21 protein-coding genes and 3 tRNA genes are annotated in these 23031 nt (G+C 71.8%); 11 read left to right on the plus strand and 13 right to left on the minus strand.

The genetic code is table 11. The features are described 5' to 3' along the window. The first annotated feature begins 46 nt into the window (after positions 1 to 46). The 4 genes from MTP10_RS26530 to MTP10_RS26545 all read left to right on the plus strand — a co-directional run bounded on the left by MTP10_RS26530 (position 47) and on the right by MTP10_RS26545 (position 794). The gene (locus MTP10_RS26530; RefSeq protein WP_310712398.1) at positions 47 to 520 is read left to right on the plus strand and encodes a hypothetical protein; all 474 of its coding nucleotides are present in this window, start codon (positions 47 to 49) and stop codon (positions 518 to 520) included. A 34-nt stretch (positions 521 to 554) separates the two neighbouring features. Continuing rightward, positions 555 to 626, plus strand: a tRNA-Gly gene (locus tag MTP10_RS26535). Between the two features lie 15 nt (positions 627 to 641). Then, positions 642 to 712: transfer RNA gene (locus tag MTP10_RS26540), tRNA-Cys, on the plus strand. Positions 713 to 719: 7 nt separating this feature from the next. Next, positions 720 to 794 (plus strand) — tRNA-Val (locus tag MTP10_RS26545). 275 nt (positions 795 to 1069) lie between these two features. On the opposite strand, the gene MTP10_RS26550 is transcribed toward MTP10_RS26545, so the two are convergent. Together MTP10_RS26550 and MTP10_RS26555 are read right to left on the minus strand one after the other, a co-directional pair. Then, on the minus strand, positions 1070 to 2089 hold the full coding sequence (locus MTP10_RS26550) for a transposase (RefSeq protein ID WP_310712399.1): 1020 nt from the start codon (positions 2087 to 2089) through the stop codon (positions 1070 to 1072). Between the two features lie 24 nt (positions 2090 to 2113). After that, positions 2114 to 2263 carry a helix-turn-helix domain-containing protein gene (locus MTP10_RS26555; protein WP_310712400.1) on the minus strand — a complete coding sequence of 50 codons (150 nt, stop codon included), beginning with the start codon at positions 2261 to 2263 and terminating at the stop codon, positions 2114 to 2116. A 110-nt stretch (positions 2264 to 2373) separates the two neighbouring features. Here MTP10_RS26555 and MTP10_RS26560 point away from each other — a divergent pair, with 110 nt between their 5' ends. The 3 genes from MTP10_RS26560 to MTP10_RS26570 all read left to right on the plus strand — a co-directional run bounded on the left by MTP10_RS26560 (position 2374) and on the right by MTP10_RS26570 (position 6746). After that, positions 2374 to 4308 carry an ABC transporter ATP-binding protein gene (locus tag MTP10_RS26560; protein WP_310712401.1) on the plus strand — a complete coding sequence of 645 codons (1935 nt, stop codon included), beginning with the start codon at positions 2374 to 2376 and terminating at the stop codon, positions 4306 to 4308. Beyond that, positions 4308 to 6131 (plus strand): ABC transporter ATP-binding protein, encoded by a 1824-nt coding sequence (locus MTP10_RS26565; RefSeq protein ID WP_310712402.1) that lies wholly within the window; start codon positions 4308 to 4310, stop codon positions 6129 to 6131. The genes MTP10_RS26560 and MTP10_RS26565 overlap by 1 nt, the downstream gene beginning before the upstream one ends. A gap of 141 nt (positions 6132 to 6272) precedes the next feature. Further along, positions 6273 to 6746, plus strand: a complete 474-nt coding sequence (locus tag MTP10_RS26570; protein ID WP_310712403.1) for a hypothetical protein — start codon at positions 6273 to 6275, stop codon at positions 6744 to 6746. A gap of 178 nt (positions 6747 to 6924) precedes the next feature. On the opposite strand, the gene MTP10_RS26575 is transcribed toward MTP10_RS26570, so the two are convergent. The 10 genes from MTP10_RS26575 to MTP10_RS26620 all read right to left on the minus strand — a co-directional run bounded on the left by MTP10_RS26575 (position 6925) and on the right by MTP10_RS26620 (position 17324). Beyond that, positions 6925 to 7920, minus strand: a complete 996-nt coding sequence (locus MTP10_RS26575) for a sugar kinase (protein ID WP_310712404.1) — start codon at positions 7918 to 7920, stop codon at positions 6925 to 6927. Between the two features lie 115 nt (positions 7921 to 8035). Then, positions 8036 to 8788, minus strand: a complete 753-nt coding sequence (locus MTP10_RS26580; RefSeq protein ID WP_310712405.1) for a bifunctional 4-hydroxy-2-oxoglutarate aldolase/2-dehydro-3-deoxy-phosphogluconate aldolase — start codon at positions 8786 to 8788, stop codon at positions 8036 to 8038. 1 nt (position 8789) lies between these two features. After that, positions 8790 to 9935 carry a galactonate dehydratase gene (dgoD, locus tag MTP10_RS26585; RefSeq protein ID WP_310712406.1) on the minus strand — a complete coding sequence of 382 codons (1146 nt, stop codon included), beginning with the start codon at positions 9933 to 9935 and terminating at the stop codon, positions 8790 to 8792. Positions 9936 to 9995: 60 nt separating this feature from the next. Next, positions 9996 to 10676, minus strand: coding sequence for a FadR/GntR family transcriptional regulator (locus MTP10_RS26590; RefSeq protein ID WP_310712461.1), 681 nt, complete (start codon positions 10674 to 10676; stop codon positions 9996 to 9998). Next, entirely contained in the window at positions 10676 to 11386 is a 711-nt protein-coding gene (locus MTP10_RS26595) for an SDR family NAD(P)-dependent oxidoreductase (protein WP_310712407.1), read from the minus strand. Before MTP10_RS26595 ends, MTP10_RS26590 begins: the two co-directional genes overlap by 1 nt. Then, positions 11383 to 13329, minus strand: a complete 1947-nt coding sequence (locus tag MTP10_RS26600; protein WP_310712408.1) for a beta-galactosidase — start codon at positions 13327 to 13329, stop codon at positions 11383 to 11385. Before MTP10_RS26600 ends, MTP10_RS26595 begins: the two co-directional genes overlap by 4 nt. Next, positions 13326 to 14171 carry a carbohydrate ABC transporter permease gene (locus MTP10_RS26605; protein WP_310712409.1) on the minus strand — a complete coding sequence of 282 codons (846 nt, stop codon included), beginning with the start codon at positions 14169 to 14171 and terminating at the stop codon, positions 13326 to 13328. The genes MTP10_RS26600 and MTP10_RS26605 overlap by 4 nt, the downstream gene beginning before the upstream one ends. Further along, positions 14168 to 15112: a sugar ABC transporter permease gene (locus tag MTP10_RS26610; protein WP_310712410.1), complete on the minus strand. Its 945-nt coding sequence runs from the start codon at positions 15110 to 15112 to the stop codon at positions 14168 to 14170. Before MTP10_RS26610 ends, MTP10_RS26605 begins: the two co-directional genes overlap by 4 nt. An 11-nt stretch (positions 15113 to 15123) precedes the next feature. Further along, positions 15124 to 16476: a sugar ABC transporter substrate-binding protein gene (locus tag MTP10_RS26615; RefSeq protein WP_310712411.1), complete on the minus strand. Its 1353-nt coding sequence runs from the start codon at positions 16474 to 16476 to the stop codon at positions 15124 to 15126. Between the two features lie 140 nt (positions 16477 to 16616). Beyond that, entirely contained in the window at positions 16617 to 17324 is a 708-nt protein-coding gene (locus tag MTP10_RS26620; RefSeq protein WP_310712412.1) for a hypothetical protein, read from the minus strand. 182 nt (positions 17325 to 17506) lie between these two features. Here MTP10_RS26620 and MTP10_RS26625 point away from each other — a divergent pair, with 182 nt between their 5' ends. Then, positions 17507 to 18172, plus strand: coding sequence for an NAD(P)H-binding protein (locus MTP10_RS26625; protein ID WP_310712413.1), 666 nt, complete (start codon positions 17507 to 17509; stop codon positions 18170 to 18172). 138 nt (positions 18173 to 18310) lie between these two features. Here MTP10_RS26625 and MTP10_RS26630 read toward each other — a convergent pair whose 3' ends face one another. Beyond that, positions 18311 to 19165 carry a patatin-like phospholipase family protein gene (locus MTP10_RS26630; RefSeq protein ID WP_310712414.1) on the minus strand — a complete coding sequence of 285 codons (855 nt, stop codon included), beginning with the start codon at positions 19163 to 19165 and terminating at the stop codon, positions 18311 to 18313. 83 nt (positions 19166 to 19248) lie between these two features. Between MTP10_RS26630 and MTP10_RS26635 the strand changes: the two genes are divergently transcribed. The 3 genes from MTP10_RS26635 (at position 19249) to MTP10_RS26645 (ending at position 22995) form a co-directional block, all read left to right on the plus strand. Beyond that, positions 19249 to 19809 (plus strand): TetR family transcriptional regulator, encoded by a 561-nt coding sequence (locus MTP10_RS26635; RefSeq protein ID WP_310712415.1) that lies wholly within the window; start codon positions 19249 to 19251, stop codon positions 19807 to 19809. A 322-nt stretch (positions 19810 to 20131) separates the two neighbouring features. Next, positions 20132 to 21040, plus strand: a complete 909-nt coding sequence (locus MTP10_RS26640) for a hypothetical protein (protein ID WP_310712416.1) — start codon at positions 20132 to 20134, stop codon at positions 21038 to 21040. Further along, entirely contained in the window at positions 21037 to 22995 is a 1959-nt protein-coding gene (locus MTP10_RS26645) for a hypothetical protein (RefSeq protein ID WP_310712417.1), read from the plus strand. Before MTP10_RS26640 ends, MTP10_RS26645 begins: the two co-directional genes overlap by 4 nt. Positions 22996 to 23031: the final 36 nt, after the last annotated feature.

The following is a 23031-nucleotide window of genomic DNA, read 5'->3' on the forward strand; positions in this document are numbered from 1 at the left end:
GACGCTTCGACAGCCGTTTGAATGCTTCGGGTACACGATCGGCGTCATGACCACCGAGAACCCCGCGCTCCTCGTAGCCGCCTCCGTCGACCGCTGCCTCGCTCTGGCCGAGACCTGGCTCGCCTGGGACGGCAGGCCCATCCTGACCGAAGCCGACAACCTGTGGACCCCCTCCAAGGCCGCCCGCCGCATCCAGGACCACCTCATCGACCACCTCGCCGAGGTGGAAGCCCTGCTCGCCGGCGCCACTCCGGCACCCGACACCTGGCACGGCCGCACGGTGACGCTGGACGCCGACTGGGCCCGCTTCACCGAGCTCGACCTCGCCGAGGCACGCGCCCGCTGGCCCCGCCTCGCCCAGGCGTACGTGAACCGCTACGCGACCGTCCCCGACGCCTGGGACGTCCCCCGCGACCCCAACTGGACGCTGCGCCAGATCGCCGAGCACGTCGCCGACGTCATCTGGTACGCGGAGCAGGTCGGCGACCTCCGGTTTGGGGACTCGGCGAGGATTCGCTAGAGTTCTCTCGTCACCGCGACACAGCGGCGGCGACGCGGAAGTGGCTCAGTGGTAGAGCATCACCTTGCCAAGGTGAGGGTCGCGGGTTCGAATCCCGTCTTCCGCTCGGAGCTTCCGGCTCGGTGGAGTGGCCGAGAGGCGAGGCAGCGGCCTGCAAAGCCGTCTACACGGGTTCAAATCCCGTCTCCACCTCGGCAACGGACGATTAGCTCAGCGGGAGAGCGCTTCCCTGACACGGAAGAGGTCACTGGTTCAATCCCAGTATCGTCCACCACACCTCACCCCAGGTCTCACGATCTGGGGTTTCGTGTTTCAGGACCCTTGGCGCGGGCGCCTGACCGATGCGCCTGCTTGGAGCGATCCCCCCGTATCCCCCGGCGGCGCGGTACCGGAGCGGCGGCGCCCGCCGGGACACGCGAGAAAAGCGGTGGGAATCTGTCGGTGGGCGGTGATAGAAAACAGGTTCGATATACGTCCACCCGCCGCCGCCTCGGGGAGCTTCGCCTTTGACATCCTCCCTCGCCTGAAGGCGGGGGATTCCAACGGCCGCTACCCCACGAGGAGGAGGTCGCGTTGAGGTTCGCGGTGCACCGGCCCGGCAACCCGTGGCCCTTCCCGCGCAGACACGGCATGCCCTGCCGCCAGCTTGATGTTCCTGGCCGCGTTCACATCAGCGTTGCAGGCGTATCCGCAGGACCGGCAACGGAAGTCGGCTTGGCTCTCGCGCGACTTCGCATCCACGATCCCGCACGCCGAGCACCGCTGGCTCGTGAACGCGGGGTTGACCTTGGCGACCCGCTCAGGTGCCTTGTGTTCCAGTCGTTGGACGAGTTGGCCCCATGCGGCGGCCATGATCAACCGATTGCGGCCCGCTTTCTGACGGACGTTCCGGCCGCGCGCTTCGATGGTGCCTTTGGCCGACGTGGTCATGTTGCGGATCTTCAGGTCTTCGACAGCGATCACGTCGAACCGGCGTGCCAGATCGGTGGAGGTCTTCTCCACCCAGTCCTTGCGTCGGTCGGTCTCCCGCGCCTTCAGCTTGGCGATGGCCCGCTTGACCTTGCCGCGCCGGTTCGACCCCCGCTTGGCCCGCGCCAGCTTGCGCAGGAGCCGCAGCAGGCGCACCTTCTCGGGATCGCGCAGGCCGGGAGCGTTCAGCATCTCCCCGGTGGACAGGGCGGCCGACACGGCCACACCCCTGTCCACGCCCACAGCCTCGCCCGTGCCGGGTACGGGGATCGGGTCCGGGATCGCGGCGAACGCCACATGCCAGCGTCCCGCCCGGTCGCGGGTGATGCGGTAGGACTTAACGCCGTCGGGGACAGCACGCGACCAGCGAAACCGGACCCAGCCGACCTTGGGAACCTTCACCGCGCCGACATTGCCGGACAGGCGGCGTACGTCGCCCGCCTTGACCGCGACGATCCGGAACCCCTCGCCCTGGCCGCGCTTACGCCACGTCGGGCGGCGGTGCGTCCCGCCGAAGAAGTTCGCCATCGCTTGGGCGAAGTCCTTGAGTGCCTGCTGCTGCACGACTATCGACCCCGCCCGCAGCCACTCGGATTCCACTCGAGCCTCGGTCAGCTGGCGGCACTACTCGGCGAACCTGGGCGCGCTCTTGCGTCCCGGCCGCCAGTGCGCGTGCTGCTCACACGCCAGATTCCACACGTACCGGGCGTGCCCACAATGCTCGGCCAGCGCCTGCTCCTGGGCAGGCGTCGGCGTCAGGCGGTAGCGGGACATGCCGATCAACCTACCGACCCTCACCGACAAAACCCGGAGATCAGAGTGTCCGACCGTTCCGACTTTCCTGCCCGCTCTGAAGGACGGGGCCTCCAGTCTGTAGGTATTCGGTGACCGCCGTCAGCACACCGGAGTTCTCCGTCTCCGGCACCCGCCACGACCACCGCGGTCCGATCCGCTGGCTGTGGTCGCATCTGCGCCGCCATGCCGTCCACCTGATGGGGTTCCTCGGCGGGTCGCTCGTGATGGTGGTGCTCAACTCCACCGTTCCTTCGCTGACCGGCGGTGCGTTCGACGCCGTGCTGGGCGAGCGGGGCGACCCCGCGGAGGCGCTGCGGCTGATCGCGCTGGCGCTGCTGGCCATCGTGCTGGCGCGCGGCGTGTTCGACCTCGTCGCCCGGCTGTCCAGCGAGGTGCTGGCCAAGCGGCTGGAGCGCGACGCCCGTGACGAGCTCTACGTGAGCCTGCTGGGCAAGAGCCAGACGTTCCACAACCGGCAGCGGGTGGGCGACCTGATGGCCCGGGCCGCCAACGACATCCGGCAGCTGTCCACCATGGTCTCTCCCGGCCTCGACCTCATCGTCGACTCCGGGCTCAGCGGGATCGTGCCCCTGTTCTTCATCGGCGCGATCAACCCGCGGCTGCTGCTCGTGCCGGGGATCTTCGCCGTGGTGTTCGCAGCGGCGCTCTGGCACTACATGCGGCGGCTCAACCCGGTGGCGACCCGCATGCGGGAGGAGTTCGGCGATCTCAACGCCGCGCTCAACCAGGCGGTGCGCGGCATCGAGGTGATCAAGGTGACGGCGCAGGAGGAGCAGGAGCGGCGGCGCTTCCGGTCGCACGCGCGCCGCTACCGCGACTCCTTCGCCCGCAACGGCCTGGTGCAGGCCCGCTACCTGCCGACGCTGCTGTTCGCTTTCGCGATGGCGGGAGCGCTGTGGCACGGGCTGGCGCTGCACGGGTCCGGGGTGATCAGCCTCGGGGAGCTGGTCGCGTTCATGGGCCTCATGGGCATGCTCGGCTTTCCCACGCAGATGTCCATCTTCACGTTCTCGCTGGTGCAGATCGGCATCGTCTCCTCGCGCCGGATCCTCGCCATCATGACGTCCGAGAGCGAGCTGGCGCAGCCCGCCGACGGCCACGCCGCGCCCGTCACCGGCGAGATCGTCTTCGAGGACGTGAGCTTCGGCTACGACGAGGACGAGAACCAGGGCGAGGGCAAGGGCGGGCCGGCGCTGCGGGGCGTGTCGTTCACCGTGCGGCCGGGCGAGACGGTCGCCATCGTGGGCGAGACCGGCTCCGGCAAGAGCACGCTCACCAAGCTCGTCCCCCGCATCTACGACGTCACCGCGGGCCGCATCCTCATCGACGGCGTCGACGTCCGCGACTGGGACCTCGACTCGCTGCGCTCGCAGATCTCCACCATCGAGCAGGACATCGTGCTCTTCTCGCGGTCGGTCGCCGAGAACATCGCCTTCAGCCTGGGCCAGCGGGCCGACCGCGAGGCCGTGGTACGGGCGGCGGAGGACGCGCAGGCGGCCGAGTTCATCTCCGAGCTGTCCGACGGCTACGACACGGTGATCGGCGAGCGCGGCGTCACGCTGTCGGGCGGGCAGCGGCAGCGCCTGGCCATCGCACGGGCCCTGCTGACCGACCCGGCGATCCTCGTGCTCGACGACTCCACCAGCGCCATCGACTCCGCCACCGAGGACCGGATCCAGCAGGCGATCGGCCGCATCCAGGAGGGACGCACCACGCTGCTCATCACGCACCGCCTCTCCCAGATCCGCTGGGCGGACAAGGTGCTGCTGCTGAGACGCGGCGAGCTGGCCGACTACGGCACGCACGACGAGCTGATCGCCCGCAGCCGCCTCTACCGCCGGATCTTCTCCCACTACGACGAGGTGGAGCTGGACGGCGAAGACCTGAACTCCGGAGGGCTGGACGGCGGAGGGGTGGACGGCGAAGGGCTGGAGCTCCACGCCGGAGGGGTGCTGGAGGAGAACGGCCAGGCGATGGCCGGCGAGCAGGGAGGGGTGCGCTGATGGGGTTCATCATGGACGGCCTCGACGCCGAGGACTACGACCGCACCTACGGCGACCGCGAGCTGCTGCGCCGGATCCTGTCGTACTTCCGGCCGAAGCTCGGGGCGATGGCGCTGGTCGCCGCCATGATCGTCCTGGGCTCGGCGAGCCAGGCCGCCATGCCGCTGGTGGCGAGCTGGGGTCTCGACGCCATCGAGGACGGCACCATCGCCGAGACCGGCTGGCGGCTCACGCTCGGCCTGCTGCTGGCGGGCGGGCTCGGCTGGGTGTTCAACTTCGTCCGCCAGTGGCACAGCTCGCGGGTCACCGGCGACGTCGTGCTGCGCCTGCGCGAGGACGCGTTCGACGCCGTGCTCCAGCGCGACCTGTCGTTCTACGACGAGACGCCGTCGGGCCGGATCGTCAGCCGCGTCACCTCCGACACCGACGACTTCGCCACGGTCTCCACGCTGACGATGGACCTGATCAGCCAGGTGCTGATGGTCGGGCTCGTGACGGTCATGCTGTTCCTGCGGAGCGTCGAGCTGGCGCTGCTGACGCTGCTCGTGGTGCCCGTCGTGGTGGGCGTCGCACTGCTGTTCCGGCGAATCGCCCGGACCAGCACGCGCCGGGCGCAGCGGTCGCTGAGCCGCGTCAACGCCAACCTGCAGGAGACCATGGGCGGCATCGCCGTGGCCAAGAACTTCCGGCAGGAGCGGCAGGTCTACGACGAGTTCCAGCCGATCAACCAGCAGAGCTACCGGGTGACGCTGGGGCAGGGCTTCGTGTTCTCGTCGATCTTCCCGGTGCTGTTCCTCGTGGCGGGGCTGGCGACGGTCGCGCTGGTGCAGCTGGGCGGCACGGCGGTGCTGGGCGGGCGGCTGTCGGCCGGCGACTGGTACCTGTTCCTGCAGGGCGTGGCGCTGTTCTGGTTCCCGCTGACGTCCATCGCCGCGTTCTGGTCGCAGTTCCAGCAGGGGCTGTCTGCGTCGGAGCGGGTGTTCGCCCTCATCGACGCGCCGCCGCGGGTGGTGCAGAGCGACGCGCGCGAGGTCGGCCGTTTGGCGGGGCGCATCGAGTTCGAGCGGCTCACCTTCGGGTACGACGCGGCCACTCCGGTGCTGCGGGACTTCGACCTGGTGATCGAGGCCGGTGAGACGGTCGCGCTGGTCGGTCACACGGGCGCCGGCAAGTCCACGCTCAGCAAGCTGATCACCCGGTTCTACGAGTTCCAGGAGGGCCGCCTGCTGATCGACGGCCAGGACATCCGCACCCTGGAGCTCGGCGCGTACCGCAGGCAGATCGGCGCGGTCCCGCAGGCGCCGTTCCTGTTCAGCGGCACGGTCGCCGACAACATCCGCTACCCGAGACCCGAGGCGACCGACGAAGAGGTGCTGGCCGCCGCGGCGGCGGTCGGCGGCGGCGACTGGGTAGAGGCCCTGCCCCACGGGCTGGGCACCGACGTGGGCGAGCACGGCCGCGCCCTGTCCATGGGGCAGCGGCAGCTCGTGGCGCTGGCCCGGCTCCTCGTCCAGGACCCGGCCATCGTGGTGCTCGACGAGGCCACGGCCAGCGTCGACCCGCTCACGGAGGCGCAGATCCAGGAAGGTCTGGACGTGGTGCTGGCCGGCCGCACCTCGATCGTCATCGCGCACCGGCTGTCCACGATCGAGCACGTGGACCGCATCATCGTCCTGGACCACGGCCGGATCGTGGAGGAGGGGGACCACGCGACGCTGCTGGCGCGCGGGGGGCGGTACTGCGACGTGTACAACACGTACTTCCGCCACCAGTCCCCCCACTATCGCGCCGGCGAGGGCTTCGTCCCCGTCACGGCCCAGTGACGACGCGGCCCGGTGACGACGCGGCCCACCCGTCCGCGTCGTGAGCGCCGTGACTGTCGGCGAGCGCGACCGGAGCCTGCTTGCGATGCGCTCCCGGCGAGGTGAAGACCAGCACGGCCGCCAACCGTAGAATCCGGCTTCGTGGATCTTGTCTCGCACGCAGGCTTACTGGCGCAGGTCATTCCTGCCGTACTGATCGCGATGGTCGTCGAGTTCCGCGCGGTGCACGACACCTGGCGCAGTGTGGCTCAGGAGCAGGCCAAGAATCGGCCGCAGGCCGAGCGGCAGGAGCTGGCGCGGCTGATACCACGACAGATAGCCGTACAGCTGGGCGTCATGCTCGTGCTCACCCTGCTCGAAGTGGCGGCGCTCGTGGTCGCCGGGGGACGGTCCGGACCCCTCAAGCTGGCCGAGTGGATCGTGCGGGAGCGGGTCGCGGTGTTCGTGCTGGCCGCGGGACTGGCCCTCATCCTGCAATGGGGGGCGCTGGCGCTCATGCAGAGCTACCAGCGGGCGGGGCTCATCCTTGACGAGGATCGGCGCAGCTTCCACTGGGTGCTGCGCATGCTGCTGTACGCGACCATATTCGGGGCGGCCTGGCTGACGTTCGGTTGAGCCGCCAAGCACGTCTCCCGCCGCGAAACCGGCGGTGCGGGAGCGGGCACCCCGGATGCGGCGGTTCGAGGCCGGCATCCCAGGTGCGGCGGTTTGAGGTCGGCATCCCAGGTGTGGCGGTTTGAGGTCGGCGCCCCGGGTGCGGCGGTTCGAGGCCGGCGCACCCGAATTCGTGGGCTCAGCGGACGGTTTCGCCGTCCTCCAGGGTGAGCAGGGTGAGCTCCGAGCGGTCGGGCAGGCCGTGCCAGTCGCCGTCGGACGCCACCGCGAACGCCCCCACCGTCACCCCGCGCCGCACCCGCTCCCCCAGCGGCAGGCCGTCCAGCAGGCCCGACAGGTAGCCCGCCACGAACGCGTCGCCCGCGCCGACCGTGTTCACCGCGGGGACCCGCAGCGCCCCGGAGGCGGCGTGCTCGTCGCCCGCCCATGCCTCCGCGCCCGCCGCGCCGTGCTTGACGACCACCTCGCCGATCCCGGCCGCCAGCAGCGCGGCCGGGCCCCCTTCGCTGACCAGGGGCAGCTCGTCGGCCGAGGCCACCAGCACGTCCACGTACGGCAGCAGGTCCGCCAGCGCCCGCGACGCCGTTTCGCGGTCCCACAGCCTGGCCCGGTGGTTGACGTCCAGGCACACCCGGACGCCGAGCTCGCGGGCCTGCCGTACGGCGTGCGTGACCGTGGCCGCGGCATCGGCGCCGAGGGCCGGGGTGATGCCGGTGACGTGCAGCATCCTCGGCCGCTCCGCCAGAGCGGCCGAGGCGTCGGCGGGCGTCAGGCGGGAGCCCGCCGAGCCGGCGCGGTAGTAGTGGACCCGCGTGATGGCCGCCACCCTGCGCTCCTGGATGAGCAGGCCGGTCGGGTGGTCGGGGTCGGTCCTGGCGGTGTCGACGTTGACGCCCTCGGCGCGCAGCGTGCGCAGGACAAGGCGGCCGAGCTCGTCGTCGCCCACGACCCCGGCCCACCGGACGGTGTGGCCGAGCCGGGCCAGGCCGATCGCCACGTTCGCCTCGGCACCGGCCATCGAGAGCTCCAGGCTGCCTCCCAGCCGCAACGGCCCGCCCCCGTGCAGCGACGCCATCGCCTCCCCCAGCGTGAGGAGGTCGATGACCGGAGGTGGGCCCACGTCGGCGTGTGTGCCCTCCCCCTCCGCGCAGACCGCCTCTACGTCCCGGCCCATGCGCACAACCTCAGCGTCCCGGCCCACGGGCACAACCGCGGTGTCCCGGCCCACGGGCACAGCCTCGGCGTCCTGGCGCTCGTGAGCCGTCATGGCGTCTCCGTCCGCGGGGCCGTCATGGCGTCGCCGTCTCTTGCAGGAAGTGGCGGGCGCGGGTGCGGAGGGCGTGCAGGTCGCCGCCGTGCGGGGCGTCGCCTGTGAGGGGCGAGCCGACGCCCACCGCAGGTGCCCCCGCCTCCAGGTACGGGCGGATCTGGTCGGCCGTCACCCCGCCCACCGGCACCAGAGGGATCGACGGGTACGGGTCGCGCAGCGCCGACAGGTAGCTGGGGCCGCCCAGCGAGGCGGGGAAGACCTTGACACCCGTGGCGCCCGCCTCCCATGCCTGCCAGACCTCCGTGGGCGTCAGCGCTCCGACCAGGGCGGGCACTCCCAGGGACAGGGCGCGGGCCGCTCCCGCGCTCAGTGCGGGCGTCACCACGAAGCGCGCCCCCGCCGCCAGGGCCGCGTCCGCCTCCGCCTCCGTCAGTACCGTGCCCGCCCCCAGCGTGACGGACGGGCCCAGCTCGGCGTGGACGCGGGCGATGACCTCCAGCGCCCCGGCGCCGCTCAGCGACACCTCCAGGACGTCGATCCCCTCCTCCACGAGGACGTGCGCGGTGCGGACCGCGGCCTCCGGGTCCCGGCCGCGCACGATGGCCAGCAACCGCCGCGCGCGCAGAACACCCAAGAGATCCAGGACGTCCGGAGCCGCGGAAGGAGTCCGGTGGATGCCGGGGGTGTCGTGGATGCCGATGGTGTCGTCGTTGTCGGGGATGTTGGGGTTGTCGGGGATGTCGGGGTTGTCGGGGATGTCGGGGTCGGTCATGTCACCACTCCGCCATTGAGCCGTCTTCGTGCCGCCACACCGGGTTGCGCCAGGCGTGCGGGTGCCGGTCCGCGTCCCGTACGGCCCGCTCGTCCACCACCACCCCGAGCCCCGGCAGCGACGTGCGGTGGGCGTGGCCCGCGGTGAAGGTGAACGGCGCCGGGTCGAGCACGTAGTCGAGGAACTCGGTGTCCTGGTGGTAGTGGATGCCGGCGCTCTGCTCCTGGATGAGGAAGTTGGGCGTGGCGAAGCCCACCTGGAGGCTGGCGGCCAGGGCGATGGGGCCGAGCGGGCAGTGCGGCGCGATCTGCACGTCGAACGTCTCCGCCAGCGCGGCGATGCGCCGGACCTCCGAGACGCCCCCGGCGTGGGAGAGGTCGGGCTGGGCCACCGCCAGGCCGGAGGTGAGCGCCGGCAGGAAGTCGGAGCGCGAGTAGAGGCGCTCCCCGAGCGCGATGGGCACCTCGGTGGCGGCGGTCAGGTCGCCCAGCCGGTGCAGCAGGCCGGGGGCGAGCGGCTCCTCCACGAACATGGGATGCAGGGGCGCGACGGCCGCGATGATGCGCCGGGCGTCGGCCGCGGTGGCCCGCCCGTGCAGGTCGATCGCGAAGTCACGGCCGGGGCCGAGGGCGGCGCGGGCGACCTCCGCGCGGGCGACGACGGCGGCCAGGTCCGCGCCGGTGACGGGACGCGGCAGGAGGCCGGAGCCGTTCATCTTGACGGCGGTGAACCCGGCCTCGACCTGCTTGTCGATCTCCTCGCGCAGCTCGCCCGGGTCGTCGCCGCCCACCCACGCGTACACGCGGACGCGGTCGCGGACCGGGCCGCCGAGCAGCTCGTGCACGGGCGCGCCGTAGTGCTTGCCGGCGATGTCCCACAGCGCCTGGTCGAGGCCGGCCACGGCGCTGGACAGGACGGGGCCGCCCCGGTAGAAGCCGCCCTTGGTGAGCACCTGCCAGTGGTCCTCGATGCGCAGCGCGTCCTGGCCGACGAGGTACTCGGCGAGTACGTCGACCGCGGCGCGGACCACCTCGGCCCGGCCCTCCACGACCGGCTCGCCCCACCCGACGACGCCGTCGTCCGTCTCCACGCGGCAGAACAGCCACCGCGGCGGGACCAGGAACGTCTCGATCCTGGCGATCTTCAAGCCTGTCCCCTCCGGCCCTTCACGTTCCGCTCCCCCAACGTCGTCTCCTCACGAGCCGGCTCACAAGAGCCCCTCCACGTCGCGCCATGCCTTGGCCAGCAGGTCGCGCATCGCCGCCTCGGCCGCGCCGGCGTCGCCGCGCCTGATCGCCTCCAGCACCGCCAGGTGGCTCGGCACGGGGTCGTCGCTGCCGCTGGAGGCGTGCACGAGCCGGTCTCGGCCGGCCAGGCCGGCGCCCATGACGACGTCCATGCGGACGAGCAGCTCGTTGCCGCCGGCCGCGAGCAGCGCCCGGTGGAAGTCGAGGTCGGCCTGGACGGGATCGTCGGCCGCCGCCATGCGCTCCAGGGCCTGCTCCAGCTCCTCCAGTTGCCGGGGCGTGCGGCGCCGCGCGGCGAGCCGGGCGACCGACGGCTCGACGATCGAGCGCAGCTCGTGCAGGTCGTGCAGGAATCCGGGGTCGGGGCGGCCGGCGAACTTCCACCGGATGACGTCGCCGTCGAGGAGGTTCCAGTCGGCGCGGGGCCGCACGTGGGTGCCGAGCTTGGGCCTGGCCCCGATGAGTCCCTTGGCGGTGAGCACCTTCATCGCCTCGCGCAGCGCCGTGGAGCTGACGCCGAGCCGCTCCTGGAGGGCCACGACGTCGAGCGCGTCGCCCTCCTTGAACTCGCCGCCGAAGATCATGGCGGCGATCGCCTCGACGGTCTGCCCGTGCAGGCCGCGCCCGCTGTAGGCGGCCATCACGCCGACTCCTTCACGATGCTCCAGCCGCCGTCGGCCGTGAGGCAGGCCCCGGTGACGAACGACGCCTCCTCGGAGGCGAGGAAGGCGATGACCGAGGCGACCTCCTCCGGGGCGCCGAACCGGCGCAGCACGGTGGCGCGCACGCTGTCGGCGCGGCCCCGCTCGTCCACCCGGTCCCACGCCTTGGTCATGATCGGGCCGGGCAGCACGCAGTTGACGCGCACGGCCGGGCCGTACTCGACGGCGAGCTGCCGGGTGAGCGCCGTCAGCCCGCCCTTGGCGGCGGCGTACGCGGGATGGCCCGGCAGCCCCACGACGGCGTGGACCGAGGAGGTGATGACCATGGCGCCGCCGGTGGCGGCCATGGGGGGCAGCAGCCGGCGGGCGGCCAGGAAGGCGGCGGTGAGGCCGACGCCGAGCTGCCGGTTCCACGACTCCAGGCTCGTCTCGTGCGCGGGCGCGACCTCGGCGACGGCGGCGTTGCTCACGACCACGTCGAAGGGTCCCCGGGCGGCGACCCGGTCCCAGGTCTCCTCGGCCGCCACGTCGCCGCGCAGGTATCCGGCCCCCTCCACCGTCCCCTCGGGGGCGACGTCCACCACCAGCACGGACGCGCCCTCGGCGGCGAGCCGGCGGGCGGTCGCCGCGCCGATGCCGGAGGCGCCGCCGGTGACGACGGCGCTGCGGCCCGCGAACCGGCCGCTCACTCCGCCTCCCCGAGGGCGACGACGGCGACGTCGAGCGGGGCCAGCTCGGCGCCGGCCGCGCGTACGGGATGGTCGTTGTGGTTGAGCAGGAACACGTGGCCGCCGCGCCGGACCGCCTCCACGCCGGCGGGCAGGCCGGGCAGGACGGGCTCGACGCCGGCCAGGCGCAGGGGGTCGCGGACGAGGTCGCGCATGACGTGCTCGCCGGGGCGGGTGCCGAGGTAGGTGGCGCTGCCCCGGCCGTAGGCGTGGCGGGTGACGGCGGGCAGGCCCGCGAGCGGGCCGTCGGTGTAGGCGGCCAGGACCGCGGCGCCCTCGGGCACGATGTGGTCGGCCCACAGGTCGGCGCCGCCGCCGGTGGACAGGCCGAGCCGCTCGCCGTCGCTCAGCGGCCAGAACTCCTCCACGCGCAGGCCGAGCAGGTCGCGGAAGGCGCCGGGGTGGCCGCCGGGCCGGATGCGGTCGCAGGCGTCGGCGATCCCGCTGAAGAACGACATCAGCAGGTGGCCGCCGTCCTCGACGTACCGCCGCAGGCCCTCGGCCGCCGCGTCGTCGCACAGGTAGAGGTTGGGCACGATCACCAGCTTGTACGAGGACAGGTCGGCCGCGGGCGGGACCACGTCGACCGTGACGTTCTCGTGCCAGAGCGGCGCGTAGTGGGCGCGTACCCGCTCGGGCACGCGCAGCTCGGCGGGCCGGGCGTCGAGCTCCAGCGCCCACCAGTTGGCGTGGTCGAAGACGACGGCCACCTCGGCGGGCACGCGGGTGCCGGCCACGCCGTCCAGCCCGCCCAGCTCGGCGCCGAGCGCGGCGGCCTCGCGGAAGATCCGGTCGTGCGGGCCGCCGTGGGAGACGACCGCGGAGTGGAACTTCTCCGCGCCGCCCAGCGAGGCCCGCCACTGGAAGTACATGACGGCGTCGGCGCCGCGGGCCACCGCCTGGTGGCTCCAGAGCCGGTTGAGGCCGGGCCGCTTGGGCCGGTTGGGCGGCCGGTAGCTGATGGCGCTGGTCGCGGTCTCCATCATGAGGTACGGCCGGCCGCCGCCGAGCGAGCGCATCTGGTCGTGGAAGAACGCGGCGTCGACGGCGGCGGCCGGGTCCTTCGGCTCGGGGTAGAGGTCGAGCGCGACCAGGTCGAAGTCGGGGGCCCAGGAGGCGTAGTCGGCGACCGGCTCCCACATGCCCATGATGTTGGTGGTGACGGGCACGTCGGGGGTGAGCTCGCGCAGGACGGACCGCTCGGCCCGGTAGCAGGCGAGCAGCGCGTCGGAGCTGAAGCGCCGGTAGTCGAGCTCCTGGGCGGGGTTGCGCAGGGTGGGCGCGGTGCGGGGCGGCAGCACCTCGGCCCAGTCGGTGACGCGCTGCGACCAGAACGTGGTGGACCACGCGGCGTTGAGCCCGTCGAGGTCGCCGTGACGCTCGCGCAGCCAGCGCCGGAAGTCGTCGGCGGAGACGTCGCAGTAGCACTCCTGGACGTGGCAGCCGTACTCGTTGCCGACGTGCCAGAGCGCGAGCGCGGGGTGGGTGCCGTAGCGCTCGCCCATCCGCTGCGCGAGGCCGGCGGCGGCCTCGCGGTAGACCGGCGAGCTGGGGCAGTAGTGCTGGCGCGAGCCGGGCGACAGGCGCACGCCGTCGCGGTTCACCGGCAGCGTCCCGGGGTGCAGCCGGGACAGCCACGCGGGCGGCGAGGCGGTGCCGGTGGCCAGCGAGACGGCGATGCCGGCCTCGCCGAGCAGGTCCATGACCTCGTCCAGCCAGCCGAAGTCGTACGAGCCGGGCGCGGGCTCGACGCTCGCCCAGGAGAAGATGCCGAGCGTGACGACGCTGACGCCGGCCTCGCGCATGAGGCGGACGTCCTCGCGCCACACCTCGGGCGACCACTGCTCCGGGTTGTAGTCGGCGCCGAAGCCGATCCGGTCCTTGAGCACGGGCAGGATGTTCAACCTTTGACGCTCCCTGCGGTCAGGCCGGCGCGCCAGAAACGCTGGAGCGAGGCCATGGTGAGGACGAGGAGGAGGGCGGACACGGCGGCTCCGGTGACCGTCAGCTCGAAGAAGGCCGGGTCGCGGAAGGTCTGGGAGTTCCACAGCGCCAGGCCCAGCGTGACGGGGTAGAGCCGCTGGTCCGACAGCATGACGAGGGGCAGGAAGTAGTTGTTCCAGATGCCGATGAACTGGAACAGGAAGATCGTCACCAGCGCTGGGCTCATGATCTTCAGGCCGATGCGGAAGAAGATGCGGTACTCCCCCGCCCCGTCGAGCCGGGCCGACTCCAGCAGCGCGTCGGGGATGGCGGCGTGGGCGTGGATGCGGGCGAGGTAGACGCCGAACGGGCTGACCACGCTGGGCAGCAGCACCGACCAGAAAGACCCGGTCATGCCGGCCTCGCTGAAGATCAGGTACGTGGGCAGCGCCAGCACGGTCGAGGGCACCAGCACGCCGGCCAGGACGAGGTTGAACAGCGCCTCCCGGCCGCGGAAGGGGTACTTGGCCATGGCGTAGCCGGCCGCGGCCGACAGCAGGGTGGCGGCCAGGGCGCCGAGGCCCGCGTACAGGAAGCTGTTGAGGATCCAGCGGCCGAACAGGCCGTCGCCGGTGCCGAACAGGCGGCCGAGGTTGGCGCCGAGCTGCGGGCGCGGCGACCACAAGCCGAACGTGCCGAACAGGTCGGCGGTGCTCTTGGTCGAGGCGACGAGCACCCACACGACCGGCAGCAGGAAGTAGACGGCCGCGGCCAGCAGCAGCGCCAGCACCACCACGGTGGCCGGCTTCAGGCGATGGTTCACCACGCCCGGTTCCCCTTCCGGTTGACCACGCGCAGGAAGCCGAACGAGATCACGAACGCCATGACGGCGATGAGCGTGGCCTCCGCCGAGGCGAGGTGGATGTTGGCCTGGCCGAACGCCTGGTTGTAGGCGGCCAGGTTGGGCGTGTAGTCGCTGTTGATGGCCGTGGTCAGCGGTTTGAGGATGAGCGGCTCGACGAAGAGCTGGAGCGTGCCGATGAGCGTGAACACCGTGATGAGGATCAGCGGCGCCCGCACCAGCGGCACCTTGACGTGCCAGGCGATGCGCAGCTCGCTCGCCCCGTCGACGCGGGCCGCCTCGTACAGCTCCTGCGGGATGGCCTGCAGCCCGGCGATCAGCACCAGCATGTTGTAGCCGGCGAACTGCCAGGTGGCGATGTTGGCGATGGACAGCAGGATGGTCTGCGGCGACAGGAAGTCGTGCGGCAGGCCCGCCGCGGCCAGCACGTCGATGAGCGGGCTGGTCTGCGGCACGTACAGGAAGCCCCACAGCAGCGAGGCGATCACGCCCGGCACGCCGTACGGCAGGAAGAACGACACGCGGAAGAACGCCCGGAACCGAGCCCGCGCCGAGTCGAGCAGCAGGGCCAGCGCCAGGGCGGCGACCACCATGACCGGCACCTCGACGAGGCTGAACACCAGCACCCGCCCGATGCTCGCCACGAACGCCTCGCTGGTGAGCGCGGCGGCGTAGTTGCCCAGGCCGGCGAACTCCAGCACCGGCTCGGTCAGCCCGAGGCCGCTGCTGGTGAGCCGGAAGAAGCTCTGGTAGACGGCGTAGCCGATCGGCGCCAGGTAGAAGAGCGCGAACGCGACGAAGAACGGCACGACGAAGACCGCCACGTGCGCCCGGGGACGGCGGGGGCGCCGCCGGGACGTTCCCGTCGTTCCGGTCGTGCCCGCCGGTGTCCGCTGCAGCACCCCCGCCACCGTCAGCCGCCCGTCACGACGCTCAGGCCCTTGGCCTTGAGCTGCTCGACCATCGCCTGCTGGGTCTTGGCGAAGGCGTCGGTGAGGGTGCCCTGGCCCTGGACGGCGGCCTTGGCGTTGTCGGTGAGGCTGGCGTAGAGGGCGTCGCTCACCGGCGGCCAGCGCCAGTCCGTGGTCACGGCCGCGTCGGACTCCTTGAAGACGTCCCAGATGTTCTGGCCGCCGTAGAAGGGGAAGACGGTGTCGTCCTTGTGCAGGTTGGTGACCTTGCTGGTGTCCTTGACCGACGGCCAGCCGTAGCCGGCGGACAGCAGCGTGTTGACGCTCTGCGGGTCGCTGTTGAGCCAGACCGCGAACTCGGTGGCGGCGGCGGGGTCCCTGGTGCCCTTGAGTATCGCCGAGGAGGAGCCGCCGCCCCAGCTCGCCGAGGTGAACCCCGCGGCGCCGGGCCACTGCGGCATCGGGGCGACGGCCCACTTGCCGGAGGTGCCGGGGGCGTTGCCGCGGATGATCGCGTCACCCCAGGAGCCGCCGATCCAGCCCACGATGCCGCCGGTCTGCAGGTCCTTGTACCAGGCGTTGGACAGGTCGGCCTCGGTCTTGAGCACCTTGTCGTCCAGCAGCTTCTGCCAGAAGGCGGCCATCTTGCGGGTGTCGGGGTTGTCGATGGTGACCTTCCAGGAGTCACCCTCGGTGCCGAACCACTGCTGGCCCGCCTGCTGCGCCAGGGAGATCAGCCACGGCGCCTGGTTGGCGGCGAACGTGGAGATGTAGGCGTCCTTGTCCTTCTTGCGGATGGTCGCGGCGGCCGCAGCGAAGTCGTCCCAGGTCTTGGGCGCCTCGATGCCCCACTTGTCGAACAGGTCCTTGCGGTAGTAGAAGCCCATCGGGCCGCTGGCCTGCGGGATCGCGTACACCTTGCCGCCGAAGACGCCGGTCTGCCACTGCCAGTCGACGAACTTCGCCGCGTCGTCCCCGGCGTACTCGGTGACGTCCTGCAGCGCGCCGTTGACGAGGAACGAGGGCAGCGAGTCGTAGCCGACCTGCGCCACGTCGGGGGCGTTGCCCGCCTTGACCGCGGCGAGCATCTTGGCGTATCCGCCGTCGGGGCCCGGGGTGATGGTCGCCAGGTTGACCTTGACGCCGGGGTGGGAGGCGTTGAACTGGTCGACCGCCTTCTGGATGTCCGGCACCCACGACCAGAACGTGAGCGTCACCGGCTTGGCCGGATCACCGCTCGCTCCGCCGCCCGCCGGCGTGCCGGCCGGCTCGCCGCCTCCGCCGCACGCCGCGGCGAGGCCGATCGCGGCGGCCGCGGCCGCGATCCTCGCCGCCCGGGAGATCTTCGATCCCATGCTGACTCCCTTCCAACGGAACGCCTGACCTCGGGTTCCGGCTTGGTGGGAGACATTATTGGTATTTTATTAATAATGCAATGGCGTTACGTGACCGTTTCCGGGAAGGGCGCGCCGGCCCTCCCCGGAGACCACGACGGTCACTCGTCCGGCTTGAAGGTGAAGGTCGAGGGGGCCTTGAAGGAGGGGTCCGGCTTGCCGTACACGAGCGAGATCTGCTCGTGGGCCTTGACCACGATGGCGGCGGGGTCGCCCGTGACCGGGACCCCGTTCACCGCGGCGGTCAGGGTGTGGCCGGCGTCGGTCCTCAGGGAGCCGAGCCGGCTCGCCGACAGCGTGACGCCCCACTGCTTGAAGAGCTGGCCGAGGGTGAAGACCTCGCCCTTGGCGTGCGGCTCGACGTGGATGACGCCCCGGTCGTCGTGGGTGTGCAAGGGCGACATCTCCTCGCCCACGATGCCGATGTCGGCCGGCACCTCGACCTCGTCGCCGTCGACGAAGACGCTGAGGTGGGCGTGGTAGTGCTCGGCGTGGCCCATCGGTCCGTGGGTCAGGCCGGCGGCCCGGATGCCGGGCAGCGGGTCGGCGGGCACGGGCCAGGGCGGCGTGCCGCCGTCCACGGGGCGGGGGGCGTGGGCGCGGGCGTACTGGAAGACGGCGACGCCGCCGGCGGCCAGCGCGACGACGGCCAGGGCCGCGACCAGGACGCGGGCGCCGCGGCGGCGGGTGGCGCCGCTCTCGTCGGCGGCGGACGCGGCGGGGTCCGTGTCAGGCTCGGGAACGGGCTCAAGGGCGGTCTCGGGAGGATCGGCGAGCCGCTGCTGCTGGTGAATCGCCTCGGGTGACATGGGCCCATGATGAGCGAGGAGGCGCGCCGCGGGGATGGGCCGCGCACAGGCCGGATCCGGCCGTCTTTACCTGCCACCGGACCGGGGTCCCCCGGTCGCGGCCCGGGGTCGGGGTGCCGGACGGCGCCGAGCCTGGGATGATCGGTACGAGCGGGTGACATTCCGCTCGGAACGGAGCCCGGATGAAAGTCATCGTCTTCGGCGCGACCGGCATGGTCGGGCAGGGCGTGCTGCGGGAGTGCCTGGAGGACGACCGGGTGGAGTCCGTGCTCACGGTGGGCCGCGCCCCCACCGGGCGCTCACACCCCAAGCTGCGCGAGGTGACGCACGCCGACCTGCTCGACCTCACCCCGATCGAGGACGACCTGGCCGGCCACGACGCGTGCTTCTTCTGTCTCGGCGTCTCCTCGGCGGGCATGAGCGAGGAGGACTACCGGCGGGTCACGTACGGGTACACGCTGGCCGCGGGCACCACGCTGGCCCGGCTCAACCCCGGCTCGACGTTCGTGTACGTCTCGGGCGCCGGCACCGACGCGGGGGGCCGGGCGATGTGGGCGCGGGTCAAGGGCGCCACCGAGGAGGCGCTGCTGGAGCTGCCGCTGGAGGCGTACATGTTCCGGCCCGGCTACATCCAGCCGGTCCACGGGGCGACGTCGCGGACGCGGTGGTACCGGCTGGCGTACGTGGTGACGGCGCCGCTCTTCCCGATCCTGAGGCGGGTGTTCCCGGCGAGCGTGACGACGACGGAGCGGATCGGCCAGGCCATGATCACGGTGGCCGCGACCGGGGCCCCCGAGCGCATCCTGGGGCCGGCCGCGATCAACGCCCTGGCCGCGGCCCGCACCTAGCACTCCAGCGATAGATCGTGATCTTTACGACCGGACGGCTTGTCGGCGGTGGTAGCTCGTCGCGACTCAGCTGCAGGTAGGACCGGGGCCGAGGGCGGGGTCAACGAGACGGGCAGCAGTCTGGGGATCGGGCGGCGCTCAGTCCATGTCGGATCCGGTATTCCACGCCAGGCGGAGCTGCTCCGCGGCATCGGTGGCTTGGCGAAGGCCCGCCTGGTAGGCCGGTTCCCAGGCCGTCCGGTCATTCAGGTCCGAGCCGAATGCGCCTATTGATGCCGGATCGGGCTCGATGGTCACCACTGTGTGCGCCGCGGCGACCGCCAGCTCCTGGTGGAGCAACTCGCGGGGAAACAGGTGCGCCTGGGGGTCGATCACGACGAGTGCGCGGGCTCCGGCCGCGAGTCCGGCGTTGGTCGCCGACCGCAGGGAGCCGTCCATGTACCGGCGGCCGTCAATGGTGATCGGTGGGTAGATGCCCGGGAAGGCCGTGCTTGCCGCCACGGCGGAGGGCAGCGGTGCGCCACTGGCACGGTCGAAGACTTTCTGCTCGCCGGTCTCGGCGTCCATCGCGGTGATGAGCAGCTGCCGGTCCGGCCATTGGTCCGCGCCGGCAATGGCGCGCATCCGGGTGACATGTGCCTCCTCGGGGCCGGTCTCGGCGGCGAGCGCGATCTGGCCCACTCGGCGCCAGGCCTCGTCCGGGTTCGAGGCGGCACTGCCGAGCACGGCGAACGCCTCGCCCAGCCGGCGCCCGTCCACCTGGGGAGGAGTGCTGCCGGAGTCGGCGGGGCGCACTGGGGTGGCGAGTCGGTCGGGGTCCTGACCGGTGGCCAGCACTGCGCCGATGATCGCGCCAGTCGACGTGCCGACGATCAGATCGGCCTCGCTGAGATCCACTCCGCCGCGGCGCAGTCCGCAGGCCAGTCCGGCCATCCAGGCCGCACCGACGGGACCTCCGGCGCCCAGTGCGAGTGCCCGGTCGAGTGTGTACATGACTGTCTCCGTCCCATTGTTGAAACAGTCGTACCATATACTGACGTACGCGCAGATCCGCAGAACCGAGAGGATGATCCACCGTGGGGCGACCCCCAGATCCCGCCCGACGGGAGGCCACGCTGGCTCGGGCGACCGACTACGTGCTGGCACACGGCCTGGCCGGGTTGAGCCTGCGGCCGCTGGCCGCAGCTCTCGGTACCAGCCCGCGGATGCTGCTCTACGACTTCGGCAGCAAACAGGAGCTGGTATCTGCCGTCCTTGCCGAGGCCCGCCGCCGCGGTGCGACACGGTTGGCCGAGAACCTCCCGCCGGACGCAGGCTCTCCGGAGGAACACCTACGCGGCATCTGGGCCTGGATCAGCGCACCGGAGCGCGCCCCGTTCGTCCGACTGTTCTTCGAGGTGCACGCCGACGGCCTCGCTCACCCCGAGAACTACCCGGACCAGGCCGAGGCGATCACGGACTGGTTCAACACGCTCGGCGCCACGTTCCGCGACATCACCACCGGCCCTGACGACACCGTCACTCCCACGCTGGTCATGGCCGTCATCCGGGGCCTCCTGTTCGATCTCACGACCACCGGCGACCGCCGCCGCACCGACCGGGCCCTGGACCGCTTCTGCGAACTCCTCCGGCAGTGAAGGAAGACCAGCGATCACGCGGTGACCGCAGGACACAACGCAGACTCTGCCCGCCGGCATGAGGCATTCGAGGCCCCCAAGTCGCCGTCTACTTGGTCTCCTCGCTGTCATCCGCGCCGACGAACACACCCGCCAGCCCGCCCCGAACAAGCTGATCCCGCTCACCTGCACCGCCAAGCCGCAGCCCCAGCATGATCACGATCTACCGCTGGAGGACTGGACAGTGGCCGAAGCCCGGACGGCGCTCGAAACCGGAGCAGCCTGACCAGCGCCTTCACGGCGGCGGGAGCCGATTGTCAGTGGCTGCCCCTAGGGTGCCCGCATGGAAGCGAAGGCCTTGGAACAAAGGCTCCGTGAGCGCCCCGGCGACGAGGCGACGTGGGGCGCGTACGGCGGCCGGTTACGGGACCAGGGCGACGCCCGGGGCGAGTTGATCCGTCTGGAGCACCGCCACGCGCACGCCCGACCAGCCGACCGCGACGACCTCAGGCGCCGGATCGACCTGCTGGTGGAGGAGCACCAGGAGCAGTGGGACGCGGAGCTGCCACCCGGGGTGACCGTCGTGACGGGCCGGCACGGGTTCGCCGTGAAGGTCGCCGTCGCGTGGTCCGATCAGGCGCCCGCGCTCATCGGACAGGCCATCCGGGGCCGCCTGGTGACCGGGCTGCGCATCAGGCCGGGAGCTGAGGCGGAGGACGCGGACGCGGACTACTACGGCGACGAGCCCGACTTCGACGAGAACGACATGCCGCTGCCGCCGCCGCCCCACGACGCCCGCGCCCTGGCGGACCTCGACCTCGGCGGGCTCACCGAGCTCGACCTCGCGTACTTCCGCATCGGCGATGCCGGCGCCGAGGCGCTCGCCGCCGCGACCTCGGACGGCCGGATCGAAACGCTCGACCTGCGCTACTGCGGCGTCGGCGACGCCGGCGTGGCGGCCCTGTGCGCGTCCCCGGCCTTCGGCGAGGTCCGGCGCCTGCACCTTCAGAGCAACCGGCTCACCGCCGAGGGCGTGCGCGCTCTGGCGGGCTTCGAGCGGCTGGAGGAGCTCGACCTCCGCTACAACCGGATCGGCCCCGACGGGGCGCGGGCCCTGGTCGAGGCGCCGTTCGCCGGCTCGCTCAAGCGCCTGTTCCTCTACGGCCACGACGTCGAGGACGCCGGTGTCCAGATCCTGGCGAACGCCCCGCAGCTTCCGTCCGCCCTGCGCAGCTTCTGGAGGAGCGTGTGAGCATCCGACTCCGCGACCGCTTCTTCGCCCTGTCGACCGGTCAGGCCCCCGCCGACGAGGTCGCCCGCTACCTGGCCGAGGTCGACGCGACGGACACGGAGCCCGCCGCGACGCTGGACGGGCTCGCGATCTCCTGGCACCCCACCGCCCGTTTCAAGGCGGTGCGCTTCGTCGACGCCGAGCGCGTCCACGAAGGCGTGCGCGAGCGGTTCGCGCGGCCCAGCGAACTGGCGCCCCACCTGGCCGCCGTCTTCGTCGATCCGCGTGAGCTGTCGTTCCGCACCTTCGAGAACATCGTGCCGCTCGACCGCTGGTTCGCGGACACCCCGCTGGAGCTGGAGCTGAGCGAGCCCGTGGAGCTGGCGAAGGACGCGTACGCCTCGTCGCTGCGGCTCCCGGACGCCGGCCGCGCCCGCCTGGAGGGCCTCGACACGCTCGGCCTCTACGTCCCGCCGCTCAACGCCGCCACCCGCGGCGGCGATCGCTTCATCTTCCACTCGGCGCTGCTCGCCGACGCGCTCACCGAGGCGGTGCGCAGGGCGATGCCGACGCCGCTGCTCGACGGCTTCTCGCACGTCAACCCGGTGTTCCGCTGCAACCGTTTCGAGCCGGACGACGCCAACTTCCACCGCCACCGCGACACGCCCTACTACGACGCCGCCCGCGGGCACGTCTCCCGTTACACGGTGCTGCTCTATCTCACGGGCGGCACGGGTGAGCCCGCGCTCGACCTCACCGGAGGCGCGGCGGTCGCGGGCATCGAGAGCTTCACCTGCGTCGTCTTCGACCAGCGGTACGAGCACGAGGGCGCGCCCTTCCGCGACGGCCGCAAGGTCTTCCTGCGCACCGAGCTCATCTTCGCCGAGGACCCCGAGGTCACCCACGACCCGGAGATCGGCGCGCTGTTCAGCAAGGCCTGCTACCTGACGGGCGAGAGCGTCTTCGCCCCCGAGCTGGCGCGCCACGCCGACGCCTCCTACAACCGGGTCGCCGCCGCCCACTGGAACGGCCTCGCCCGCGGCCCCGCGCGCGAGCCGTACCTTCACAAGCAGTTCCGCGGCGTGCACTTCATCGCGAACGGCTACGACTTCTGGTTCGCCAGGAGCGACGGGCTGTCGCTCGCCGAGTGCGCCGCGATCACGCTGCTCGACTACTTCAACTGCAAGCTCGGCGACGAGTCCTTCCGTGACCTGTGCGAGTCGGCCGTGATCGAGGCCGAGGACGACGCCTGGATCCCGGCCTTCCTCAAGGGCAGGGGCGGCCCCGAGGCGCCCGCCGTGGCGCCGTTCGACAAGTCCCTTCTCTTCCCGGAGCCGGAGCTGACGGACGGCGTCTGCTGCCCGTTCCACGACGGAGGCCAGTTCGACCCCACGCGCCTCGACGAGATCGTCGACCTCCACGAGCGCGCGCAGAGTTTCGCCAAGGCGCACATCATGCCGGCTCCGATCCTGATGCTCGGGGAGGACGTGGTCCTCGACCCGGAGAAGTTCGTGATCCGCGGCAACCAGATCCACGTGCTGGGCAAGGAGTCGCTCACCCCGGTGAACTTCGCCGCCTGCTGGAACGCCGGCGGGGTCCCCGGCAACTACATCGACGTGGCGGCCACCGTCGGGGCGGAGCACTTCCTGGTCCCGCCGATCCTGTTCTCCGAGACCGGCGACTGCCACCACCTGCGCTTCGACTTCTTCCGCAACACCTGGATGGTGCAGCACCAGCGGGCGACCGTCCCCGTCCCCAAGATCAGCTCACTCGCCGAGATCGACCTCTACGCGATCGATCAGGACGCGCACGAACGCTGGCTGGAGGCCGTCGATCCCGCGCTGGTCGAGGGCGGCTCGGCCGAGCACCCGACTCCGTGGTGGGCCGACCGCTCGCCCCTGGTCGACGAGCTCTACGACTGTCTCAGCGACTACGAGGCCGAGGACGAGGAGGAAGGGGAGGAGCGCGGCACCTGAGAGAGGCCGCCGGGCGGCTTCCTCTCCCACCCGCCC

Origin of the sequence: Nonomuraea sp. 3-1Str (assembly GCF_031570565.1) — a bacterium.
GTDB lineage: Bacteria > Actinomycetota > Actinomycetes > Streptosporangiales > Streptosporangiaceae > Nonomuraea.

Bases quoted from the DNA above. Each gene is read 5' to 3' on its own strand.
- MTP10_RS26530 (WP_310712398.1), top strand. From the start codon at position 47: ATGACCACCGAGAACCCCGCGCTCCTCGTAGCCGCCTCCGTCGACCGC.
- MTP10_RS26555 (WP_310712400.1), bottom strand. From the start codon at position 2,263: ATGTCCCGCTACCGCCTGACGCCGACGCCTGCCCAGGAGCAGGCGCTG.
- MTP10_RS26565 (WP_310712402.1), top strand. From the start codon at position 4,308: ATGGGGTTCATCATGGACGGCCTCGACGCCGAGGACTACGACCGCACC.
- MTP10_RS26575 (WP_310712404.1), bottom strand. From the start codon at position 7,920: ATGGGCCGGGACGTAGAGGCGGTCTGCGCGGAGGGGGAGGGCACACAC.
- MTP10_RS26580 (WP_310712405.1), bottom strand. From the start codon at position 8,788: ATGACCGACCCCGACATCCCCGACAACCCCGACATCCCCGACAACCCC.
- MTP10_RS26590 (WP_310712461.1), bottom strand. From the start codon at position 10,676: ATGGCCGCCTACAGCGGGCGCGGCCTGCACGGGCAGACCGTCGAGGCG.
- MTP10_RS26615 (WP_310712411.1), bottom strand. From the start codon at position 16,476: ATGGGATCGAAGATCTCCCGGGCGGCGAGGATCGCGGCCGCGGCCGCC.
- MTP10_RS26620 (WP_310712412.1), bottom strand. From the start codon at position 17,324: ATGTCACCCGAGGCGATTCACCAGCAGCAGCGGCTCGCCGATCCTCCC.
- MTP10_RS26625 (WP_310712413.1), top strand. From the start codon at position 17,507: ATGAAAGTCATCGTCTTCGGCGCGACCGGCATGGTCGGGCAGGGCGTG.
- MTP10_RS26630 (WP_310712414.1), bottom strand. From the start codon at position 19,165: ATGTACACACTCGACCGGGCACTCGCACTGGGCGCCGGAGGTCCCGTC.
- MTP10_RS26640 (WP_310712416.1), top strand. From the start codon at position 20,132: ATGGAAGCGAAGGCCTTGGAACAAAGGCTCCGTGAGCGCCCCGGCGAC.